The sequence below is a fragment of the Collinsella sp. LCP19S3_D5 genome, assembly GCF_052121415.1.
Lineage (GTDB): Bacteria > Actinomycetota > Coriobacteriia > Coriobacteriales > Coriobacteriaceae > Collinsella.
In genome coordinates this window covers 16925-38872 of record NZ_JBQKEH010000014.1, presented here as the reverse complement: position 1 = coordinate 38872, position 21948 = coordinate 16925, and the positions used below count along the sequence as shown (strand labels likewise).

Below are 21948 nucleotides of genomic sequence, written 5' to 3'. Positions count from 1 at the left end.
ACAATGAGCAAACTCGTCGAGGGCATCAAGGACCGCATGGTCGCTGCCGCGCGTGAGGCCGCGCCCGCCGTGGTGGATGCCGCGCAGAAGGCCGCGACCGCAGCTGCCGAGAAAGTTGTCGAGGCAGTTGCCGATGCCAAGAACTCGGTAGGGGAGACGTCCGTCGCTAGCGAGCCCGCCACCGACGCTGAGCCCGTAGCCGCCGCCCACGCCCCCGAAGGCGCAATCTTCAACCCCGACAACGCCCACGGCAACCTGCACCTGGGCATCGATGTGGGCTCCACCACCGTTAAGCTCGCCGTGCTCAACGATGACAACCAGCTCGTCTACGCCAAGTACCAGCGCCACCACACCGACGTCCGCGCTTGCGCCCGCGACTTGTTCGAGGGCGCCGCGACTGTGCTGCCGACGGCCCAGATGACCTGCGCCATCACCGGCTCGGGCGGTCTGCTGCTGTCCCAATGGCTCGACCTGGAGTTTGTCCAGGAGGTCATCGCCAGCAAACGCGCCGTCGAGACCCTCATCCCGGCCACCGATGTCGCCATCGAACTGGGCGGCGAGGACGCCAAGATCATCTACTTCGATAACGGCATCGAGCAGCGCATGAACGGCACCTGTGCTGGCGGTACGGGTGCGTTCATCGACCAGATGGCAACCCTGCTGCACACCGACGCTAGCGGCCTTAACGAACTCGCGGCTAACGCCACCACCATCTATCCCATCGCCAGCCGCTGCGGCGTTTTTGCCAAGACCGACGTCCAGCCGCTGCTCAACGAGGGCGCCCGCCCCGAGGACGTGGCCGCCTCCATCTTCCAGGCTGTCGTGACCCAGACTATCTCGGGCCTGGCGTGCGGCCGTCCCATCCGCGGTAACGTCGCCTTCCTGGGCGGCCCGCTGCAGTATCTCTCCGAGCTGCGCCATCGCTTCTACCTCACGCTCAACCTGGACGAGGAGCACCGCATCGTGCCCCAAAATGCTCACCTGTTTGTGGCGAGCGGTGCCGCCATGGCGCACGAGTCCAATAAGCTCAGCACGTTCCCGCAGCTCATCGAGGCCATCGATGCCCTGGGTGACACACAGGGCGCCGAGGTCGAGCGTCTGGATCCGCTCTTTGCCACCGACGAGGACTTTGCCGAGTTCAAGACCCGCCACGACCAGGAAGTCGTCCCCAAGGGCAAGCTCGAAGGCTACACCGGTCGCGTGTTCATCGGTATCGACGCCGGTTCCACCACCATGAAGGCCGCGCTTGTGGGTGAAGACGGCCAGTTGCTGCATACCTGGTACGGCAACAACAACGGTGACATCCTGGGTACGGCCAAGGTCATCATGGCCGATTTCTACAACCACATCCCCGCCGGCTGCACCATCGGCCACGTGACCACCACGGGTTACGGCGAGGCGCTGCTCATCGAGGCCCTCAAGGCCGACTCCGGCGAGATCGAGACCGTCGCGCACCTGCGCGGCGCCAAGGCATTCCTGCCCGGCGTCGAGTTTATCCTGGACATCGGCGGTCAGGACATGAAGTGCCTTCGCGTCAAGGACGGCGTTATCGAGCACATCATGCTCAACGAGGCTTGCTCGTCGGGCTGCGGTAGCTTTATCGAGAGCTTCGCCGTCTCTATGAACATGGACGTGCGCGCGTTCGCCGACGCCGCCATCCATGCCAAGGCTCCGGTGGACCTGGGCAGTCGCTGCACGGTCTTTATGAATTCGCGTGTTAAGCAGGCGCAAAAGGAAGGTGCCACGGTGGGCGACATCGCGGCCGGTCTGTCCTATTCCGTCATTAAGAATGCCCTGTTCAAGGTCATTAAGCTGCGCGATCCCAAGGAGATCGGAAGCCAGGTGATCGTCCAGGGCGGCACCTTTATGTCCGATGCCACGCTGCGCGCGTTTGAGCAGCTCACCGGCGTTCACGCCGTGCGTCCCGACATCGCCGGCTGCATGGGCGCCTATGGTGCGGCCTTGCTCGCCCGTGATCGCGCTGGCGCCGACGGCACCTCGACCATCCTTTCGGCCGAGGACATCGCGCACCTCACTGTGACGCAAAAGCACGTCCGCTGCGGCCGTTGCTCCAACAACTGCCAACTCACCGTCAACGACTTTGGCGGCGGCAGGCGCTTCATTACCGGCAACCGCTGCGAGAAGGGCGCCGGACACAAAAAGCAAAAGACCGAGGCCCCTAACCTCTTCAAAAAGAAAAACGAGTTGCTCTTTAATCGCGAGGTACTGAGCCCCGACGAGGCCCCGCGCGGCACCGTGGGTATCCCGCGCGCACTCAACATGTACGAGAACTACCCCTTCTGGCACGCGTTCTTTACGCGCTTGGGCTTTAGCGTGCAGCTGTCCGACCAGTCGAGCAAGAAGACCTACCAGGCGGGCATCGAGTCCATGCCGTCCGAGAGCGTGTGCTATCCGGCCAAGATGAGCCACGGACACGTGATGAACCTTATCGACCGCGATGTCGACTGTATCTGGATGCCGTGCGTGCGCTGGGAGCGCAAGGAGGATCCGACGGCTGGCAATTGCTATAACTGCCCCATCGTCATGAGCTACCCCACGGCGCTGGCACTCAATATCGACGAGATCCGTGAGCAGAACATCGAGTTCCTGTACCCGTTTGTGCCCTATCACGACAAGACCGAGCTCAAACGCCGCTTGTACCAGGTGCTTGCCGTCGACCGCGTGGCCGATGCGCAAGCTGGTCGCGGTCGCGTGCGCGGTCCCAAGATCACGCGCTCCGAGGTCGATGCCGCCGTCAACGCTGCCTTTGAGGCCGATGCGCGTTTCCACGAGGATATCCAGACCATGGGCGAGGAGGCCCTTAAGTGGGTCGAGGACCATGGCGGTCACGGCATCGTGCTCGCCGGTCGCCCCTACCACAACGACCCCGAGATCAACCACGCCCTGCCCGAGCTTATCTCGAGCTTTGGCTTTGCGGTCTTTACCGAGGATTCGCTTGCGCACCTGGTGAAGCCCGAGCGTCCCATCCGCGTCGTCGACCAGTGGATGTACCACAGCCGCCTGTACGCCGTCGCCCGTTTTGTGACGATGCGCAACGATCTGGACCTGATCCAGCTCAACTCTTTCGGCTGCGGCCTGGACGCTCTGACTACCGATCAGGTGCAGGAGATTCTGGAGGCCAGCGGCAAGATCTATACCGTGCTCAAGATCGACGAGGTGTCCAACCTGGGCGCCGCGCGCATCCGCATCCGCTCACTCATGGCCGCGCTTAAGGACCAGGAGGCCGAGCGCTTGGCCGAGGCCGCGGCCGCGGGCGAGACCTACGAGCAGGGCGATGCCGCGCCGGTGGCTCCCTCCACGGATGCCCCCGCATTCGCGAGCCGCAAGTACACGTTCGAGGCTCAGCGCGAGAGCGCATCGACCGCGTGGCCCAAGGTGCCCTTTACCGAGCAGATGCGCGAGGAGGGCTACACCATCCTGTGCCCGCAGATGGCGCCGATCCACTTTGACCTGGTCAAAGAGGTGTTCCGCGGTGCCGGCTACAACTTGGAGCTGCTGCCCTCGACCGATCACGACGCCGTCGAGGCCGGCCTGCGCTATGTGAACAATGACATTTGCTATCCGTCCATTTTGGTGACCGGCCAGATTATGGAGGCCATCGAGAGCGGCCGGTACGACCTGTCCAAGACGGCCGTGGTTATCAGCCAGACCGGCGGCGGCTGCCGTGCCACCAACTACATCGCACTCATCCGCAAGGCCCTGCGCGAGAGCGGCCACCCCGAGATTCCGGTGATCTCGCTTTCGGCGGTGGCGCTCGGTGAGGACAACCCCGGCTTTAAGATTACGCCGGCGCTGCTTAAGCAGGCAGTCTACGCGGTGCTCTTTGGCGACGTGATGATGCAGATGCTTTATCGCTGTCGTCCATACGAGGCTACGCCCGGTGCCGCCAACGCACTCTACGAGGAGTACATGGCGCGCGCCCGCAAGCTGGCGCCCAAGTTCAACCGCCACAACTACACCAAGCTGTGCCGCGAGGCCATCCGCGCGTTCGACACCATGCCGCTCGTGGGTGAGGGCACCAAGCCGCGCGTGGGCGTGGTCGGCGAGATCTTGGTCAAGTTCCACCCCACAGCCAACAACCACGTGGTCGACCTTATCGAGCGCGAGGGCTGCGAGGCCGTGGTGCCGGGCCTGCTCGACTTCTTCCTGTACTCCATGAGCAACGCCGAGCTGCAGAAGGATGAGCTCGGAAGCTCTGCAACCACGCGCGCTGGTATGCAGGCGCTCATCAAGCTCGTGGACTGGATGCGTACGCCGGTGGAAGAGCTGCTCCAAAAGTCCCGCCGCTTTGAGGCGCCCGAGCGCATCGGCACCATGGCGGACAAGGCCCGTACGGTGCTTTCGGTGTGCAACAACATGGGCGAAGGCTGGCTGCTCACGGCCGAGATGCTCGACCTGATTGACCATGGCGCGCCCAACATCATCTGCACGCAGCCCTTTGCGTGCCTGCCTAACCACGTGGTGGGCAAGGCCGTGATCAAGGAGCTGCGCCGTCAGCACCCCGAGAGCAACATTGTCGCGGTGGACTACGATCCCGGCGCGTCCGAGGTCAACCAGCTCAACCGCATTAAGCTCATGATCAGCGTGGCCAAGGAAAACATGCGCGCCGGTAAGGGCTTTAAGCTCGAGAAGGTGGCGCCGCTCGCGATGGACGAGGTCACCGGCCAGATGCGTGCCCATGATGGCTGCGTGAGCTGTGGCTCGGTCAGCGAGGAGGCCGTTGCATCGGTCGCCAAGCGTCTGGGACGCGGCATTAAGAAGTAGTTGGCCTGCTATGTGCTAGATATGAGACAAACGGGTGGTAGTCGTGCCGGCTACCACCCGTTTTGCTGGACATATGCTGCGTAAATGCCCCAACTATCATCTCTTCCGAAAGCGACGTGTCAGTGGCACCAAAAATCGCTCTTGGAACCCTGAGATAATGAACATATGTAGCCGTTCGCCGCAAATTACCGTCCGTTTATGGAACCCACCCCCAGCGCGCGTCATCCTTACGGTTGAATAAATACACATCCATGGAATTACGTAAGAGAGGACTGTTCCTATGAGCTACAAGACCGTTTGTGTTGCCGGTGGCGGCGTGTTGGGAAGCCAGATTGCCTTTCAGGCTGCCTACTGCGGCTTCGATGTGACGATCTGGCTGCGCAGCGAGGGCAGCATCGGCCGCACTCAGCCCAAGATCGATCATGTGCGCGAGGAGTACATCGCGGCTATCGAGGGCATGGCGGACGGCACGGGCGAGTGGTGTGCCGGTATCGCCGATAGTGACCAGCCCTTCGACAAGGAGGCGGCGCTCGCCGCCGTCGAGCGTGCCTACTCCACACTTAAGCTAGAGCTCGATCTTGCCAAGGCAGTGGCCGACGCCGATCTGGTTATCGAGTCGATGGCCGAGGACACCCAGGCAAAGATCGACTTCTACAAGAAGCTCGCCCCGGTTCTCCCGCAAAAGACCGTTGTCGTGACGAACTCCTCCACGCTGCTACCGAGCACCTTTGCCAAGTACACCGGCCGCCCCGAGAAGTACCTGTCGCTGCACTTTGCCAACTCCATCTGGAAGAACAACATGACCGAGGTCATGGCTCAGGACCAGACCGACAAACGCTATTTCGATGAGCTCGTCGACTTTGCTAGCGACATCCGTATGCTTGCCCTGCCCGTCAACAAGGAAAAGAACGGCTATCTGCTCAATTCCATGCTGGTGCCGTGGCTGCTTTCGGGCCTTGATCTGTACGTCTCGGGCGTCAGCGACCCCAAGAGCATCGACCTCGCATGGACGCGCGGCACTGGCGCGCCCAAGGGCCCGTTCCGCGTGTTCGACACCGTGGGCATCCAGACGGCCTACAACATCGTCATGCAGTATCAGAAGGTGCCGGGCTTGGTGAGCCCGCTGCTCAAAAAGATGATGATGCCCTACAACTTTAAGGCCATGGCATCCGTCCTCAAGCAGATGCTCGACGAAGGCAAGTTGGGCGAAAGCTCGGGCGAGGGTTTCTTCAAGTATTAAAAAGATCCCTCGGCAACATTGAGAAACGTGTCATTTGCAGTGTCAGTGCGCCGCAGCTCCGCTCGGCAACGGGACAATCCGCTTTATGCGCCAACGCGAACTTGTCGACTTTGCCGTGGACTGGATCGAGCACCATCGCGGCCGCCCCGATTGATCACTTGGGAGCGGAAGGATTGCGGATTCCCTTCGCGCCCCGCGTTTCCGTATCGCTAGAAGCTTAAACTTGCATTAAGGGGCGTTTGTTAAACTGTGAGTCATAATTAGACAGGGCTGGGCAAACGCCGTGGTATATGAGGGAACGACAATGGTATTCAAAGACGGTAACGATATGGAATTGAGTGACAAGGACAGCAGACTGTTTTCGCGTCGAGCGGCTCTTGCGGGTGCGGCGGGCGCGCTGGCGCTTGCCGGGACAGGGCTCATGGGCTGCTCGGTCGGCGGGGCCGGCACGGGCGCCGCATCTACTGCGAGCAACGAGCTCACTGACGAGCAAAAGAAACTCCACAAGCAGATTGTCGCGACCTACGACGTCGAGAAGCAGGCGGCCATCAAGGAGCGGCTCGATGCCGAGTACGCTGACGGCGGCTACAACGAGACCGCTCCGTTTATCGCGCAGGATCCCTTTGGCACCGATACCCTGAGCTGCTACGTTCGCTTTGCGACAACGGATTCCGTAACCGTCTCCTACAAGGTCGCCGGTCGCAAAAAGACTGGTGACACGCCCAAGGTCGCCGCTTTTTCCCATACGCCCCACGGCGGCGACGCGCCGGCCACGGAACACGAGTTCAAGGTCATCGGCCTCATTCCCAACCACAAAAACACGGTAACCATCACTTGCACGGCACAAGATGGTATCAGCCGCACCTCGACGTTCACGGTCAAGACGCCGGCTCTCAAAGGCGAGGAAGAAGAGCAGCTCACCGTCACGTCGGGGGAGTCCAATACGCCGCTTGCCGATGGTCTCTTTACTATTCTGGGCAACGACTCGTCCAAGCTCGACTTTATGTACCTCTACGACAACGACGGCCAGATTCGCGGCGAGGTGCCGATTGTCGGCTACCGCAGCCACCGCTTGCTGTTCCCGGGCGACGGCAGCATGATCATGAGCATCTCGACTACCAAGATGGCCCAGATCAACGCCATCGGCCAGGTGGTAAACGTCTGGAGCACGGGCGACTACGAGCTACACCACGACTACGCTTTCGATGACGATGGCAACCTGCTGGTGCTGGCGAGTCACGCCGGCTCCGAAGCCGATTTGGACGTCGATCGCGCGGCTGCCAAAAAAGATAAGGATGATCGCGTTAATGTAGAGGACCTCATCATTAAGGTCGACATAACAACAGGTGACGTCTCTCTCGTCGTGGACCTGGGCGATATATTCCCCGACCTCAAGGCAAGTGCCAAGGTTGCCTCGGACGGCGACCTGGATTGGATTCACATCAACACGATCCAGTGGCTCGGCGGCGGCACCGTTTTGCTCAGCTCGCGCGAGACCTCAACGGTCATCAAGCTCACGGATATCTACGGTACGCCTACGGTCGATTGGCTTATGGGCTCGCCAGAGTTTTGGGCCGGCTCGGGCTTTGAGGACAAGTTGCTGCAGGCTCAAGGCGATTTTTCGCTCAACGCAGGCCAGCATAGTGTGACCTATCTGCCAAACGACGAGACGACCGCGACTGGTCGCTACCAGGTGCTGCTATACGACAACAACTTTGGTGTTGCCGAGAGCTATCCCAAGTTCGACTGGGGCCAGCTGGGCGCTGCGGTAGTGACCGACTACAGCAAGGGAACGCATTCGTTTGGGCGCATTTTTACGGTGGACGAGACCGCGCGCACCTACGAGCTTGTGGACCAGATCGCAGCGCCGTTCTCAGGTTACGTAAGTAGTGCGCAGCGCGTCGGCGATTCGAATAGCATGCTCGTGGCATCGGGCATAGCCAAGACCTTTGCCGAGTACGATCGCTATGGACTGCCCATTGCCACGTACGAGATGGAAGCCGAGAAGTACATCTACCGCGTGTACAAGTACGAGCTGTAGCGCTGCGCTTGGCTGTGCCTGTGCCCCGCGGCTGCGCGCGCTCGTACCGGGCCTACCTCACGTTCCGCATCACTTCACGTCAAACTCCACGCGATCGAGTTCGGGCACGTTGAGGTCGATGAGCTTGCGGGCAACACGGCGGTCGTGCGCCCCGAGCGTCTCGCTTGTCGTTACGTGAGCGACAATCTGGCGCTCGACAACGCCCTCCTTGTCGCCTTCGGCGGCCGAGGTCTCGACGGCGACGGTGTAATCCTTAAAGCCCGGCAGCACCGCCGCAAGTTCGCGCGTGGTTTCAGTGACGCCGTAGCCGTCTTGCACGCCGGCCTGCGCCGAGCCAATAGACCCCGCCGTCATAATAATGCAGGGGATGGCAAAGATTACCGTGCCCACGATGATGCGGCGGCGCACCTTGCGCGATAGCTCGTTGACTTCGGCGTTTTCTTCAGCAGTCACAATACCGTCGCCGTTCAGGTCGCGCTTGAGCGGCACGCGCAAAAGAAGCAGCACGGCTTCGGCAGCCAGTGCAATAAAGACCACGTTGATGCCAAACTCATAAAGCGCCGAGAGAAACAGTGACCCGCTTGCAATGGCGATGCCATAGCCCGCCGCGCACAGGGGCGGCATGAGCGCGGTCGCCACGGCCACGCCGGCGATAAGCGTGGCAGGTTCCTGGTCACGCGAGTTGCCCAGCCCGCCCGCAAAGCCGCCCGCGAGCGCGACGGCAAGGTCCCACACAGTGGGCGTCGAGTTGTCGATGATGGCGGCCGTGGTGGTGCCAAGGGGCGAGAGCTTAAAATACAGCGTAGACGTGATCAGACAAAAGGCCATCTGTAGCGCGAGGCCGGCGACGGCCTCGACGGCAATCTCGCGGTCGAGCGTGGCGATGCCATATGCCATGGCAAGGACCGAGCCCATGAGTGGGCAGATGAGCATGGCGCCCACGATGGCAATGTCCGAGTCGATATCGAGGCCGATGCTCGCGATGAGCATGGCGATGATGAGGATGCATAAGTGCGAGCCGGTCAGCCGCGCCCCGTTTACAAAGCGCTTGCGAATCACGTGATAGGGCGCGCGACCCTCGCGAATGTTGAATGCGCGCTTGAGGAATCGGCCGGTGTTCTCCAGGGCCTCACTATGGGCAGGTCGAATGCCGTGGCGCCGGTGATGGCGTTTGCGTAGTCGCTTGATCTGTTGTTTGTCGAGTTCCATGTCCACCTCGTATTGCCGCAGGAACGCGGGTGCGCTCGCAGCATGTACTCTACACCGTGGCGGGCGGGGCGGTCATCTTGACGTGAAACTTAGACGAGCAGGTAAGGGGGACGTCAAATGCGGTTGCGGCCGAGTGTTTCGACAGATACAGAGCGCGGGGCCGGATGGTCTCCGGCCCCGCGCTCTGTACGGGTACATTGTTGTTGGGTTTAGCCCAGCAGACTCAGGCCGACGGAGACAAACGCCAGGATAACGCCAACGACAGACTCGCCTCCCAACAGGCCGCTGGCGACGACCAGGCCCTGCTCCTGGAAGGCAGCATCCTTGGAAGCCTTCTCTTTGCCCGAAAGACCGGAACCGGCGTCGCGGTGGGCTGCCCACTTGTCGTAGGCGAGCTTGACGCAGGAGCCCAAGAAGGCCGTGAGCGACATGTAGAACGGCAGGTACACGCCCAGACCGATCATCATGGCCGGAATGCCGAGCCAATACATGACGATGCCGGCGATAAAACCGCCTGCGAACCACGGCACGCTCGGGATGCCCGAGACCATGGTGGCGACTACGCTTGCCTGCGCGGCCACAAAGCTCTTGTCGGGACCAAAGGCGTCCGGACCATAGGCGGTGACGAGCGCGACCATGACGGCGGCAGCGACCAGTGCGCCCACGATGCCGCCGATGGCCTGGCCGATCCACTGTGCGCGCGGGTTGGTGCCCAGCACGGCGCCGGCCTTAAAGTCGTTCATGACGTCGCCCGCAAGGCCGCATGCCACGGCCACGATGCCGGCGATAAAGAACAGCTTGACCTGCGCAAGCTGCGCGAAGGCCGCTACGATGAGCATGACGATGAGCCCAAAGATCTCCATGGGGTCGATACCCGTCTGGCCGCAGCTCTGCGCACTCATGATGGTGGTGACAAAGGTGAACAGTGTGACGATGACGGCTGGGACGGGGCCAAGGTCGAGCGCGATGGCGATGATCACGGCGATGGCGGCGGTGCCCAGGCCGATGATGCCGGCGTCGAGCTTAAGCGAGCCCGAGATGAGCGACTGCTCGTCGGTGTCGGTGGAGCTGTCGGCGGCAAGACCGCGGACGATACCGGCGACCTGCGGCAGGATGTCTTTAAGGACGACGGCGACGCCAAAGCCCATCATAAGGCCCATGCCTAAGGACTTGACGATACCCTGCGCGGTCACAATATCGAACAGGCCGGCAGCGGTGCCGCCGACGATAATGCCAAAGTTGCCCAGCAGCGCGCCGGCAAACCAGAAGGCGACGGGGGCAAAGCCCACCAAAAAGCCGATGGACAGCAACATGGGCGAGTTGTAGATGGCAAAGGTCACGCCGGGGATATTGAGCGTGCACAGCATGCTGGGCACCACGCCCAGGGCGTCGCGCAGCACGCTATAGATGCCTGCGATGGCCATGGAGCCAAAGAGCTGCTTGCCGGTCTTGCCGCCAGCCTCGGTAGCACGCAGGGTCTGGGCTGCGGCGTTGCCGGTGGGAAACTCCAGCGCGGCGTCCACGATAAAGTGACGGTGGATGAGTGCCGTTGCCAGAAGGCCCAAGATGGTGCCGGCGAGCGCCACGATAAACATGTCGAGCCAGCTGATCTGGTCGGCATAGCCCAGCATCCAGGCGCCCGGGATGGTAAACGCCAGGCCGCCGGCGACCATGGCACCCGCGGACATGATGGTGTGGGTAACGTTGGCCTCGTTGAGGCTGGCATTGCCCATGAGCTTAAGGAAGAACAGCGAGATGACGGCAGCGAAAATGATCGGCCAGGGGAGGGCGCCCATCTTGAGGGCCGTGTAGGCCGAGCTTGCCGTGATAATCACGCAGCCAAGGACGCCGATGACGACGCCGCGCAGCGTGAGTTGACCGCGCATAGAAGTGCGGTTCGAGGGATTGCCCATATAGAACTCCTTTGCGTATATCCGCTTCCCCCGCAAGCGCCGCTACGGATACGGCGCGGGAAGTCGGGTTACCAAGGGCCGCCGCGTGAGCTCGCGCACGACCGCGCATCAGTATAGCGGCAAGGTAGTCATTTTGGGACGGGGCTATTTTAGCTACCCTTTGACAGTCGACGAATTATCTGGGATTGGGGCAAATATCAACCGACATATTGGGGTAGCTAAAATTGCCCCGTCCCAAAATGACTACCTGGGATGGCTGGTTCGGGTAGGCGATATACTGCTGGGCAGACGAAAGGAGCGCCGACGATGCTTAATGGGTGCGCATATATATTGACGGTCGACGTGGGCAACACGTTCATTCGCTTTGGTCTGTTTGCCGAGGATTCGGCCGCGGCGCAGGAATGCCCGCTTGCGACGTGCGAGATCACGACGCCGCCGAGCATTACGGCCGATGAGGCGCGCATGAGGCTCGCGCGGGTCATGGGCGCACTGGCAGCCGATGCGGGCATGCCTGGTGTGCTCGTTCCCGCGGCAGCAGTGCTGAGCTGTGTGGTGCCGGCGCTCGAGCGCCCGTGGAAGGCGGCACTTTCCCGTACCTGCACGGGGCGCGTGCTCACCGTGGGGCCGGGACTTAAGACCGGCATGCCCGTGCACTACGACGACCCGGCCGAGATCGGTCCCGATCGCATCGCCGACGCCGTGGCGGCCCGTGCCGTCTACGGCTCTCCGTGCATCGTGATCGACCTGGGCACTACGACCAATATCGAGGTCATCGATGCGCGCGGAACCTTTGTCGGCGGTGTTATCGCGCCGGGGCTGGCGCTCGGCGCTCGCTCGCTCTCGGCCGCTGCGGCGCGGCTGCCGCAAGTCGAGCCCTCGGCACCCACGCATGTGATCGGTCGCAACACGCGCGAGGCCATGCGCTCGGGTGTGGTCTTGGGTGAGGTGGCCCGTATCGACGGCATGCTCGACATGGTGCTTGCCGAGATGCGCTCGACCAAGGCGGCAGGCGAGGGCACCATGCCCATTGTCATCACCGGCGACGATGCCGAGGCGCTCGCGGCGTTGGTCGGCCACAGCCTGACGGTAGACGACGCGCTGACGCTGCGGGGTCTCGCCGAGCTGTACCGCATCAACCAAAAGCCTCGCCGCGCATAAAGCCAAGGACGTCGGCGCCGGGAGGAAACAGCCCCACCTTTCACCTGCTACAATGGGCCAAACTATTTCGATTTCGGAGGTGTCTGCCATGTCGGACGATCTTCATCAAACCGCGTCGGGCAAGCGCCGCGACGTTATTAGCTGGGACGAGTTCTTTATGAGCGTGGCCATCGCCGCGCAGCGCCGCAGCAAGGATCCCAATACGCAGGTGGGCGCGTGCATCGCCAGCACCAACCACCGCATTCTTTCGGTGGGCTACAACGGTACGCCCTCGGCGCTCAACGACGACTTTTTCCCGTGGGGCACGAGCGATGACCCGCTGCAGGACAAACATAACTACGTAGTTCATGCCGAGGCCAACGCCGTGCTCAACTACCGCGGCTCGCTCAAGGACCTTGAGGGTTCCACGGTCTACGTCACACTGTTCCCGTGCCACGACTGTGCCAAAATCCTGGCGCAGGTAGGTGTGGGCGAGGTTGTCTATCTGGACAATAAGTACGCCGACACCGACGACGGCCGCATCAGTCGCCGCATTCTCGACTCCTGCGGCATTAGCTTCCGCCAGGTTATCGTCGATGTCCACATTGGTACCGGGGAACAAACTCAGCAGTAGCGGCAGCGTGTACGAGCGCCGGGCGTTGGCAAAAGCGGCTAATTAAGCCCCGTCCCAAATTGACTGTCAAATTAACTGCTCGTGAAAGTCGTGTCCGCGCGCATGGACGGCTCGCGAGCGGGTACATGGCTGTAGTAACATAGCTCTGTCCGCGGGCGCGCCCGCGTTATTGTGAGAAAGGAGCCCCTGTGGCTGTTAACGAAGAGCTGCTTAAGAAGGTTCTTGAAGAGATTCGCCCCAACCTGCAGGCCGACGGCGGCGACATGGAGTATATGGGCGTTGATGACGAGGGCGTCGTCAAGCTGGAGCTCCAGGGCGCCTGCGCCGGTTGCCCCATGAGCGCTCTGACGCTTTCCATGGGCGTCGAGCGTATCCTCAAGGAGCACGTGCCCGGCGTTACGCGTGTCGAGCAGGTCAATGCCTCCGGCGAGGTCGAGGATCTGTACGACGAGTATGCGCCGTTCTGAGAAGCGAAAGCTGCGGGCGATGTGCTCCGCATAGACGTCATGCCCAAATGTGCGGCTGCGAGCGAAAGGCCCGCGGCCGCATTTGTATGTAGGGAGCAGGGGGACCGATATGCTCAACGACCTCTACCATATGCTTGATCCTGTCGCCATTTCGGCGGGGCCCATCACCATCTACTGGTACGGCTTGGCCTATGTGGTCGGAGCTCTGCTCACGGCGGTCGTCATGTACCGCACGCAGCGTCGTTGGGGTTTTGACATTACGGTCGACGACCTGATGAGTGTCGTGGTTGGTGTGGTCTTTGGCCTCATCATTGGCGCCCGTCTGTTCTACGTCATCTTTTACGGTGACGGCTACTACTGGGCGCATCCGCTCGAGATCTTTGCCACCAACGAAGGCGGCATGAGTTTCCATGGCGGCCTGGTGGGCGGCATCATCGGCGGCGTGCTCGTGTGCCGTATGTACAAGCTCGACGCCTGGACCATCGCCGACCTTGCCGTTATCGGTGCTCCGCTGGCCCTGTGCCTGGGGCGCTGCGCCAACTTTGTCAACGGCGAGCTGTGGGGCAAGCCGACCGATTTGCCCTGGGGCGTGATCTTTGGCGGCACCGCGGGCGATATGCCGCGCCATCCATCCCAGCTCTACGAGGCATTTCTCGAGGGCATTGTGCTCTTTTGCATTCTGCAGGTGCTCAGCCGCAAAAAACCGCTGCTGCCCCAGGGTACGTTTATGGGTGTGTTTGTGATGGGTTACGGCATCGTCCGCTTTTTCGTTGAGTTCGTGCGCGTGCCCGATGCCCAGCTGGGCTATCTGCTGGGCGGCGTCATCACCATGGGCCAGCTGCTGAGTTTGCCGCTCGTGATTGCGGGCCTGGCGCTCATCATTTTTGCCCTCCGCCGCAACCGTCCCCAGCGCATCTATCTCGACGCCTAACCACCACATACACCACAAAGGGGACAGGCACCTTTGTGGTGGTTTTGCCAGGCAACGATGACAGAACCGTAACGTTTCCCCAGATAAAACCTGCCAAAATAAACCTGTCCCTTTTTGGCAGGTTTCTAGAAAGGCTTTTCGGACTGTGAAGGATTCCGATCTCTCCACAACGGCTGCGCGCGACGCCGCCCGCATCGTTTGGTTTAAGCGCTATCCCGCCAAGCAGACGTTCGTCGCATTTTTGCTCGCCCTGCTGGCGACCACGGCGTTTTCCATCGATCCCGCCCCGGTGTCGAGCAACGCGGTCCTGGCGATCGATCCAAAGGCCTCGGGCATGCTTTACGTGTGCTACGAGGTACTCCTCTCATTTGCCGGCCATACCGACGCTGTGATGCTGCTCGCGCTGGCCTGCCTACTTACGCTGCCGTTTCGCTATGTGTTCTTTGGCCGCGGTGACGCTTGGCGTCCTTCGGTCGTGCTGCCATCGCTATTCTTTGCCGTCTGCATGGTGTTCGGCCGCAGTTACGACCTCACCGATTCGGCCGAGATTGTGCTGGGCGACAAGGCGCGCGTTATCTGCGCCTGGATTGGCGGCGCGGGCTGGATGCTTCTGGCGATTGTGTCCTTCTATCTGGCTTTTGAGTTTTTGGATTGGTTGAGTTCTCGCCGCATTCCGTTTTCGGAGGCGCATTTTGGCCGCGTGTGGCGTGTTACCCACGCCGTGCTCTCGGTCCATCCTTTTGTTGGGCCGTTTCTTGTACTCATGATTGTCTGGGCGCCCACGCTTATCGCCTCGCTGCCCGGCCTCTTTATGGGAGATACGGGCGCGCAGATCCGCCAATGGTTCAACTACCCCAACGGCACGAGCGACTACCTGCGCCTGCTTAACCCCAACGTGCTACTCAACGGCCATCATCCGGTGGTGCACACGGCCATCATCGGCTCGTGTGTGCAACTGGGGCTTTCGCTATTCAATAGCGCCAATGCGGGTCTAGCCATCTACACCTGCGCCCAATTTGTCATCACGGCCGCCTGCGTGGCCTATTCCATATCGTCGCTGCGCAAGCTGGGCGTGAGCCTGCCGGTCCGCGGCGTCATCTTGCTGTTCTTTGCGTTTATGCCGATGTTCTCCAACTACGCGGCGCTGCTGACCAAAGACGTACTGTTTGCCGATGCGTTTCTGGTACTGCTCGTTCAGACCGTCAAGCTCGTGGCATGTGGCCTGCCCCGTCGCGATGTCAATGCCGAGCGCGCGGGCGAGCGCACGCCTGTGCTCTTTGCGCGACACGACTGGCTGTTGCTCGTGCTGGGCGCCATGGGTTCCACGTTTTTGCGCAATGGCGGCCTGGTCTTTCCGTTGGCGGCCTGCGTGATTGCGGCGGCGTTTTGCGCCTGGGACGCGCATGTGGCCCGTCGCGTGGTCAAACAGTCTGGCGTCGCACCCTCATGCGCCACGCCGCGCTTCCGCTGGGCCGGCGTTCTCGCGGTGCTCGTGCTCTGCCTTGCCTCCAACATGTACTTTACCAAGGTCTTTATGCCCGCGCACGATATCACGCCGGGCTCCAAGCGCGAGATCCTCTCGATTCCGTTTCAACAGACGGCGCGCTTCGTCCAAAAGCACGACGGCCTTAATTCGGGCGTTAACCCCAAGGTCAAAGACGACGGCACGATTGAGGAAGCTCCCTGCGACGGTCTGGTGACCGATAAGGAACGCGCTGCGATCGATCGGGTGCTCAAGTACGAGAATCTGGGCCGCCGTTACAACCCCGACAAGTCGGATGCCGTAAAAAACTGTTTTAACGAGTACGCCTCGCAGGAGGACATCAAGGCCTATTTTGAGGTGTGGGCCCAGATGTTCAAAAAGGATCCCGAGTGCTATATCTCGGCGCTCATCAATAACTACTACGGCTACTTTTATCCGAGCGCCCGCGATGCGTGGGTCTACAGCACGGCGCGCAGTGCCGAGATCATGGCGAAGCCCGATAACCTCAAGTACTTCGACTTCTATCCGGCCGATAGCAAGGTTGTGCGCTGGTGCGACCACCTGATCAACCTGTATCGCGTGGCAGTACAACGCATCCCGTTTATCTCGCTCACCATGAGCTCGGCCACCTATGTGTGGATCATGATCGCTGTGGTGGTCTATCTGCTACGTCGTCATTCGTGGCGCGGGCTGGCCATTTGGGTGCCGCTGCTGGGCGTGCTCGCCGTGTGCCTGATCGGTCCCTGCAACGGCTCGACCTACATGCGCTACCTGTATCCAGTCATCGCCTGCATGCCCTTCGCCATCGGCGCCACCATCACCCGCAGCGACCTTCTCTGGTTCTAACTTGGTGCAAAGGGGACAGGTTACTTTGCACCAAGGGGCTGCATCATCACGACGCCTTCATTTTGGGGTTTATCTCGCAGGCCAGTAGGTATATCATAACGACGTTTGTTTATATTGCCCGAGCATCTGCGCTGGGCTTTAGGTCGAAACCGATAGGAGACACGTATGTCCGGACACTCTAAGTGGGCCACAACCAAGCATCGTAAGGGCGCGCAGGACGCCAAGCGTTCCGCCCTCTTCTCCAAGCTGAGCCGCAACATCACCGTTGCTGCCCGTCTCGGCGGCGACCCGCTGCCCGAGAACAACGCCAGCCTCGCCGCTGCCGTTGCCAAGGCCAAGGCTCAGTCCATGCCCAAGGACAAGATCAAGTCCGCTATCGACAAGGCCTTCGGTTCGGGTGCCGATGCCGCCGTCTACGAGAACATCGTGTACGAGGGCTATGGTCCCGCCGGCGTTGCCGTCTACGTCGACTGCCTGACCGATAACCGCAACCGTACCGCCGCCGATGTCCGTTCCGCCTTCTCCCACGCTGGCGGCAACCTGGGCACCTCCGGTTCCGTCGCCTTCCAGTTTGAGCGCAAGGGCCAGATCGTCGTCGCCAAGGAGATCCTGGACGAGAACGCCAAGAAGGAGACCATGATCGCCAACGGTGCTGCCGGTGACGAGGAAGAGTTCATGATGGCTATCGCCGAGGCCGGTGGCGACGACTACGAGGACGCCGGCGAGGAGTGGATCGTTTGGACCGCCGCCAACGACGTCATGGCTGTTTCCAAGGCGCTCGAGGAGCAGGGCATCCAGGTCAAGGGCTCCGAGACCACTATGGTTCCGACCACCCCGACCGAGGTCTCCGGTGCCGACGCCAAGAAGGTCCAGCGCCTCATCGACCGTCTCGAGGAGCTCGACGACGTTCAGGATGTTTACAGCACCATGGACATGACCGACGAGGTCATCGCTGCCCTCGAGGAGGAGTAGCGCCTGCACGGGTTAAGCCGTGCATATCTGGGCATAATGAAGCGAGCATACAAGCCTCGTGGAATAGATGAGCCGGATCCGCGTGCGTATGGCACCGGACCCGGCTCTTTTATAATGATGCGAATCGTTTTGCATTCTGCGGACCGAAACCTGAAGGGAGCGCGCGTGCGCGTACTCAAACGAGCCCTAGCAATCGTGTACCTTGCCGCCGCCATCGTGGCGCTGGGCACGCTTGTCTGCCAGTTCTGGGGACCGTATACGTATCGCTTTATGCTGCTGTTGCGTGACACCATGCCTCGCGTCGTCGTTACGGTGTGCGCCGCCATCGTGGCACTTGGCGTGCTCATCGGGTTTTTCCGCCTGGTGTTCGCGCGTCGCGAGCCCTCCTGCGTGCATCCGGCGGGGGAGCGCAACATCGAGGTCACCCTCGCAGCGCTTTCCTCGTGCGCCCGTGCCGCGGCGGAGTGCGATGATCGCGTGATGGTTGAGCGTATCGAGGCACGCGTTCAAGGCTCCGACGAGTCGCACGTTCGTTTTAAGGTCGAAGCCATCGCGCTCGACGATAAGGACGTTGCCGCTCTTGCCACCTCGATGCAGCAGCGCATCGAGAAGGCCTGCGACACCATGCTCGGCACGCCGGGCACGACCGCGCGCGTCCGTTTTTTGCCGTCCAAGACTACCGTCCAGACCGTGGAGGTTTCCGGTGAGTGATACCAATCAAGACAAGACCGTCCGCACCCCGCGCCTGACGATCGACCAGAACGCTACGCCGGCAGGCGAGTCCGCCGACACCACCCCCGAGACCGGCGAGCAGCACGACAGCGCCGCCAACGACTTTGACGAGGCCATGGGTCTCATCAAGGGTACGGGGGCGGCCATCTGGAGCTATGCCGTCCGTCATCCCAACACCACGCTCGGAGCCGTCGCTGGTTTTGTGCTCGCCGTGCTGGTGCTCACGCTCGGCCTGTGGGACACACTCGTCATCGCATTCTTTGTGCTGATTGGCGCCGTGATTGGCCAGATCCGTGACGGCGAGAACGGGATCGTCAACTTCTTCGGCCGTCTGTTTAGCGGCCGCTAGTATGTATTCGACCGCCGCGTGTGCGGTGGGCATAAGGAGGAACCATGGCTTTTAACACGAAGGTCGATGTGGCCGATACCGAGCTCGAGGCAGACGAGACCGTTGCCGCCGAGGCTGAGGACGTAACGCTCGAGGACGGGGCGCTCGTCGAGGCCGAGCCCACCGACGATGCGGACGAGGATGATGAGGAAGCGGACGAGTCCGAGGATTCGCTGACCTATTCCAACGGTGTGATCGAGAAGATCGTCGCCATGGCCACCCGCGAGGTGCCGCACGTCCTGGGCATGAAGGGCAACCTTATGCACTTTGTGCAGGAGCAGTTTGGTGCCGAGAACCTGACCAAGGGCGTGACGGTCGAGGTCACCGATGACAACCGCGTGGTCGTCAACATTTCCGTCATTATCGAGTACGGCGCCTACGCACCCGCGATTTTCGACGACGTTAAGGCGCGCGTGACCGAGCGTCTGGCCGCGATGACCGGCCTTGAGGTGGCAGGCGTCAACCTGCGCATCGAGGATGTCATCACCCCCGAGGAGTACGAGCACCGCACCAGCCAGCACGAGTAACCTACCAAATAGGGACAGGTTTGTTTCGATAGGTTTTACCTGCGAAAACGCTAAACGGTCGACCGCGCAAGCAAAAGTGCGGTCGACCGTTTTCTATATGCCCTCGATGTAGTCATTCCGCTCGTCTAACTTAGGGTTGCAATCTTCGCGTTCCGCGTTACCCTAATGGGCGCATTGTTTCCAAATTGTTAACGAGGGGTTGCCGTAATGGCCGACGAGCACGAAACAGAAAGCAAGGCATGGGCGATTGAGGCCGCCGCGGCAGAGGCGGCATCGCGTGCCGCCGAGGAGGTGCATCGTCCTCCCGTGGTGCCGATGGAGCGCGTGGTCGATCGCGCCGATATCGAGCGCGGCGAGCGTGCCGGTCAAAAGCGCAGCCAGGAGCCGGGCTTCCCGCGCTTTTTCGCCGAGCTCAATCTGGGCCTGATCCTCACGGCGTTCGCCATCGTTGCGTTTAAAACCCCTAATCATTTTGCCTTCGGCGGAACCTCGGGCGTGTCGGTCATTCTTTCCACGCTGTTCCCGACTCTGCCCGTCGGCGTCTTTATGTGGATCATCAATGCGGTTCTCGTCGTCTTGGGCTTTATCTTTTTGGAGCGCAAGGCAATCCTTTGGAGCGTTTTTGCCTCGTTTGCGCTTTCGGCCTATGTTTCTCTGTTTGAGCTCTTCATTCCGACGGATGTTTCGATGACGGGCGATATGTGGCTCGACCTGTGTTTTGCCGTTATCTTGCCGGCGCTTGGCAGTGCCATTGTCTTTGATATTGGCGCCTCGACGGGCGGCACCGATATCCTTGCCATGATTCTCAAGCGTCGCACGACGCTCGAGATCGGACGCGCCTTGCTACTGGTCGATATCGGCATCGTGACCATCGCGGCCTTTTTGTACGGTCCGCGCGTTGGCCTGTACTGCGTGCTCGGCCTGTTTGCCAAGACGCTTGTGGTCGACAAGGCCATCGAGAGCATTCACTTGCGCAAGGTCTGTACGATTATTTGCGCCGAGCCGCGCAAAGTCGAGGAGTTTATCGTCAAGCATCTCAACCGCACGGCAACGATCAGCCGCGGCTACGGCGCCTTCTCGGGCAATTGCGTCACAGTGATTATGAGCGTGTTGAGCCGTCGCGAGGCAGTGCAACTGCGCCGCTATACCCGCGATATCGATCCAGATGCGTTTATCACGATCGTTGACAGCTCCGAGATCGTGGGCAAGGGCTTCCGCGGCACGAACTAGCGCGGATATACCCTTCGAACCATTGAATAAAGCCGCCTACGTTTCAAATCGGTCATCTTGGGGTATTTGTCCCCACATTACGCGATAATGTTGCGAAAGACGTCGTTTGCGATCCAGGTGATTCGCTCTAGATACGAAGGGATGATTTCGATGTTCTGTTCGCAGTGTGGCGCCCCCCTGGGCGATAACGACAAGTTCTGCGGCGTGTGCGGTGCCCCTAATACCGTGGTCAAGGCCGCCGGCCCCGCTCCCCAGGGACAGTCTCAGCCCCAGCAGTTTGTTCCGCAACCGCCCGTGGCGAATGCGCCAAAGGGCTGTGTGGCTCAGGCGTTCCAAGACATGACCAAGACTCCGGGCGTGCTGCAGCGCGTGTGCCAGATTGCTTTTTTGCCGGCGCTTATCTGTGTCGTGTCGGTGCTCGTGCTGTTCATTCCCGTTATCGGCGGTATTGCAGCTGCCATCGGCTTTTTGGCCGCCTGCGTGGCGAGTGTGTGCGGTTCGGGCTTTGGCATCGAGTGGGGTCGCGACCTGTCGCTTAAGATCGATGACGGCATGGATCGTCCGTTGATGCGTTCCACATCGTTTGGCCTCGGGGTCTTTTCGAGCGTTATTTCGGTCGTGCTCGAGATTATCGCTGCCATTCCCGTTATTGGTGTAGTGCTTTCGCTGGTGGAGAGCGTGGTAATTGGCGCGGCGGGCTCGTATTCGTATTACGGCTCTTCTGCGCTCGAGACTGCGCTGTTTGGCTCGCTTGGCCTGCTTGTCCTGGCTATGATTGCCACGGCGGTCTTGGGAGTCTTCTTTAAGATGTTCGCCGATATCGCCGTGATGCACTTTGCGGTGACCGGTCGCGTCGAGAGCGCGTTTTCGCTCGACAAGGTCTGGGCGGCCTTTAAGAACAATAAGACCAAGCTGTTTTGCGCTTCATTCCTTCCCGAGTTTTTGACGGGCCTGGTCGCCAACGTTGTCACATGGATCTTGACGGCGGTCTTTGGCGCCATTGCCTCTGTCGGTATGTATAGCTACTACTATCGTCCTACGGGTATTGAGGCAATTGTTACCGGCGGTGGCATCTCACTCGTGCTGTTCCTGGTGCTGATCGCTTTCGTCACCGTATTTCTAACGGTCTTTGGCAAGATGCTCAAGCACCGTGCCGTTGGCTATTGGGTCGCACGTTATGCAAGCGAGTGGGCCGACGAGGATAAGGACGACGTCCTGACTTTTGTATTGCCCTTCGAGAAGAAGTCCGCTCCTTCGGGTTACAGCGCTCCGGATGTCGCGCCCGAGCCCGAGCCTGAGTCTGTCCCGGGATCTGCGCCGGAGTCCGAGCCCACGACGGAGCCCGCGCCAAGCTCCGACGAGGACCCGCAAGACGAGTAGCCCTGTCACCTGCCATTTGGGGACGGAGTAGAA

General features: G+C 60.9%; 16 protein-coding genes. 14 read left to right on the top strand and 2 right to left on the bottom strand.

Annotated features, from left to right (window positions below):
• Window positions 1-3 precede the first annotated feature (3 nt).
• The 3 genes from ACTQXO_RS06890 (at window position 4) to ACTQXO_RS06880 (ending at window position 8066) form a co-directional block, all read left to right on the top strand.
• Entirely contained in the window at window positions 4-4785 is a 4782-nt protein-coding gene (locus ACTQXO_RS06890) for an acyl-CoA dehydratase activase-related protein (protein ID WP_441032876.1), read from the top strand.
• Between the two features lie 280 nt (window positions 4786-5065).
• The gene (locus ACTQXO_RS06885) at window positions 5066-6025 is read left to right on the top strand and encodes a 3-hydroxyacyl-CoA dehydrogenase (protein WP_154514839.1); all 960 of its coding nucleotides are present in this window, start codon (window positions 5066-5068) and stop codon (window positions 6023-6025) included.
• 304 nt (window positions 6026-6329) lie between these two features.
• Window positions 6330-8066, top strand: coding sequence for an aryl-sulfate sulfotransferase (locus ACTQXO_RS06880; protein WP_441032873.1), 1737 nt, complete (start codon window positions 6330-6332; stop codon window positions 8064-8066).
• 69 nt (window positions 8067-8135) lie between these two features.
• Here ACTQXO_RS06880 and ACTQXO_RS06875 read toward each other — a convergent pair whose 3' ends face one another.
• Complete coding sequence (locus ACTQXO_RS06875; protein ID WP_441032870.1) at window positions 8136-9275, bottom strand: DUF389 domain-containing protein; 1140 nt, start codon at window positions 9273-9275, stop codon at window positions 8136-8138.
• Window positions 9276-9484: 209 nt separating this feature from the next.
• Complete coding sequence (locus ACTQXO_RS06870) at window positions 9485-11188, bottom strand: OPT/YSL family transporter (protein ID WP_441033462.1); 1704 nt, start codon at window positions 11186-11188, stop codon at window positions 9485-9487.
• Between the two features lie 306 nt (window positions 11189-11494).
• On the opposite strand from ACTQXO_RS06870, the gene ACTQXO_RS06865 reads away from it, so the two are divergent.
• The 11 genes from ACTQXO_RS06865 to ACTQXO_RS06815 all read left to right on the top strand — a co-directional run bounded on the left by ACTQXO_RS06865 (window position 11495) and on the right by ACTQXO_RS06815 (window position 21915).
• Window positions 11495-12346, top strand: a complete 852-nt coding sequence (locus tag ACTQXO_RS06865) for a type III pantothenate kinase (RefSeq protein WP_441033459.1) — start codon at window positions 11495-11497, stop codon at window positions 12344-12346.
• A gap of 88 nt (window positions 12347-12434) precedes the next feature.
• Window positions 12435-12959, top strand: coding sequence for a deoxycytidylate deaminase (locus tag ACTQXO_RS06860; RefSeq protein ID WP_154514829.1), 525 nt, complete (start codon window positions 12435-12437; stop codon window positions 12957-12959).
• Window positions 12960-13147: 188 nt separating this feature from the next.
• On the top strand, window positions 13148-13426 hold the full coding sequence (locus tag ACTQXO_RS06855; protein WP_427718265.1) for a NifU family protein: 279 nt from the start codon (window positions 13148-13150) through the stop codon (window positions 13424-13426).
• 109 nt (window positions 13427-13535) lie between these two features.
• Window positions 13536-14357 carry a prolipoprotein diacylglyceryl transferase gene (gene lgt, locus ACTQXO_RS06850; RefSeq protein ID WP_427747670.1) on the top strand — a complete coding sequence of 274 codons (822 nt, stop codon included), beginning with the start codon at window positions 13536-13538 and terminating at the stop codon, window positions 14355-14357.
• Window positions 14358-14502: 145 nt separating this feature from the next.
• Window positions 14503-16686, top strand: a complete 2184-nt coding sequence (locus ACTQXO_RS06845; RefSeq protein ID WP_441033453.1) for a DUF6020 family protein — start codon at window positions 14503-14505, stop codon at window positions 16684-16686.
• 165 nt (window positions 16687-16851) lie between these two features.
• Window positions 16852-17658 carry a YebC/PmpR family DNA-binding transcriptional regulator gene (locus tag ACTQXO_RS06840; protein ID WP_154514825.1) on the top strand — a complete coding sequence of 269 codons (807 nt, stop codon included), beginning with the start codon at window positions 16852-16854 and terminating at the stop codon, window positions 17656-17658.
• 165 nt (window positions 17659-17823) lie between these two features.
• Complete coding sequence (locus tag ACTQXO_RS06835; protein WP_441033450.1) at window positions 17824-18369, top strand: hypothetical protein; 546 nt, start codon at window positions 17824-17826, stop codon at window positions 18367-18369.
• Window positions 18362-18739: a DUF2273 domain-containing protein gene (locus ACTQXO_RS06830; RefSeq protein ID WP_441033448.1), complete on the top strand. Its 378-nt coding sequence runs from the start codon at window positions 18362-18364 to the stop codon at window positions 18737-18739. The genes ACTQXO_RS06835 and ACTQXO_RS06830 overlap by 8 nt, the downstream gene beginning before the upstream one ends.
• A gap of 44 nt (window positions 18740-18783) precedes the next feature.
• The gene (locus tag ACTQXO_RS06825; protein ID WP_441033445.1) at window positions 18784-19305 is read left to right on the top strand and encodes an Asp23/Gls24 family envelope stress response protein; all 522 of its coding nucleotides are present in this window, start codon (window positions 18784-18786) and stop codon (window positions 19303-19305) included.
• Between the two features lie 207 nt (window positions 19306-19512).
• The gene (locus ACTQXO_RS06820; RefSeq protein WP_427718279.1) at window positions 19513-20535 is read left to right on the top strand and encodes a YitT family protein; all 1023 of its coding nucleotides are present in this window, start codon (window positions 19513-19515) and stop codon (window positions 20533-20535) included.
• A gap of 150 nt (window positions 20536-20685) precedes the next feature.
• Window positions 20686-21915, top strand: a complete 1230-nt coding sequence (locus ACTQXO_RS06815; protein WP_441038947.1) for a zinc-ribbon domain-containing protein — start codon at window positions 20686-20688, stop codon at window positions 21913-21915.
• Window positions 21916-21948: the final 33 nt, after the last annotated feature.

Excerpts from the sequence above, each read along its gene's own strand:
- ACTQXO_RS06890 (WP_441032876.1), top strand. The coding sequence starts at position 4 with ATGAGCAAACTCGTCGAGGGCATCAAGGACCGCATGGTCGCTGCCGCG.
- ACTQXO_RS06885 (WP_154514839.1), top strand. The coding sequence starts at position 5,066 with ATGAGCTACAAGACCGTTTGTGTTGCCGGTGGCGGCGTGTTGGGAAGC.
- ACTQXO_RS06880 (WP_441032873.1), top strand. The coding sequence starts at position 6,330 with ATGGTATTCAAAGACGGTAACGATATGGAATTGAGTGACAAGGACAGC.
- ACTQXO_RS06875 (WP_441032870.1), bottom strand. The coding sequence starts at position 9,275 with ATGGAACTCGACAAACAACAGATCAAGCGACTACGCAAACGCCATCAC.
- ACTQXO_RS06870 (WP_441033462.1), bottom strand. The coding sequence starts at position 11,188 with ATGGGCAATCCCTCGAACCGCACTTCTATGCGCGGTCAACTCACGCTG.
- ACTQXO_RS06865 (WP_441033459.1), top strand. The coding sequence starts at position 11,495 with ATGCTTAATGGGTGCGCATATATATTGACGGTCGACGTGGGCAACACG.
- ACTQXO_RS06860 (WP_154514829.1), top strand. The coding sequence starts at position 12,435 with ATGTCGGACGATCTTCATCAAACCGCGTCGGGCAAGCGCCGCGACGTT.
- lgt (WP_427747670.1), top strand. The coding sequence starts at position 13,536 with ATGCTCAACGACCTCTACCATATGCTTGATCCTGTCGCCATTTCGGCG.
- ACTQXO_RS06840 (WP_154514825.1), top strand. The coding sequence starts at position 16,852 with ATGTCCGGACACTCTAAGTGGGCCACAACCAAGCATCGTAAGGGCGCG.
- ACTQXO_RS06825 (WP_441033445.1), top strand. The coding sequence starts at position 18,784 with ATGGCTTTTAACACGAAGGTCGATGTGGCCGATACCGAGCTCGAGGCA.
- ACTQXO_RS06820 (WP_427718279.1), top strand. The coding sequence starts at position 19,513 with ATGGCCGACGAGCACGAAACAGAAAGCAAGGCATGGGCGATTGAGGCC.
- ACTQXO_RS06815 (WP_441038947.1), top strand. The coding sequence starts at position 20,686 with ATGTTCTGTTCGCAGTGTGGCGCCCCCCTGGGCGATAACGACAAGTTC.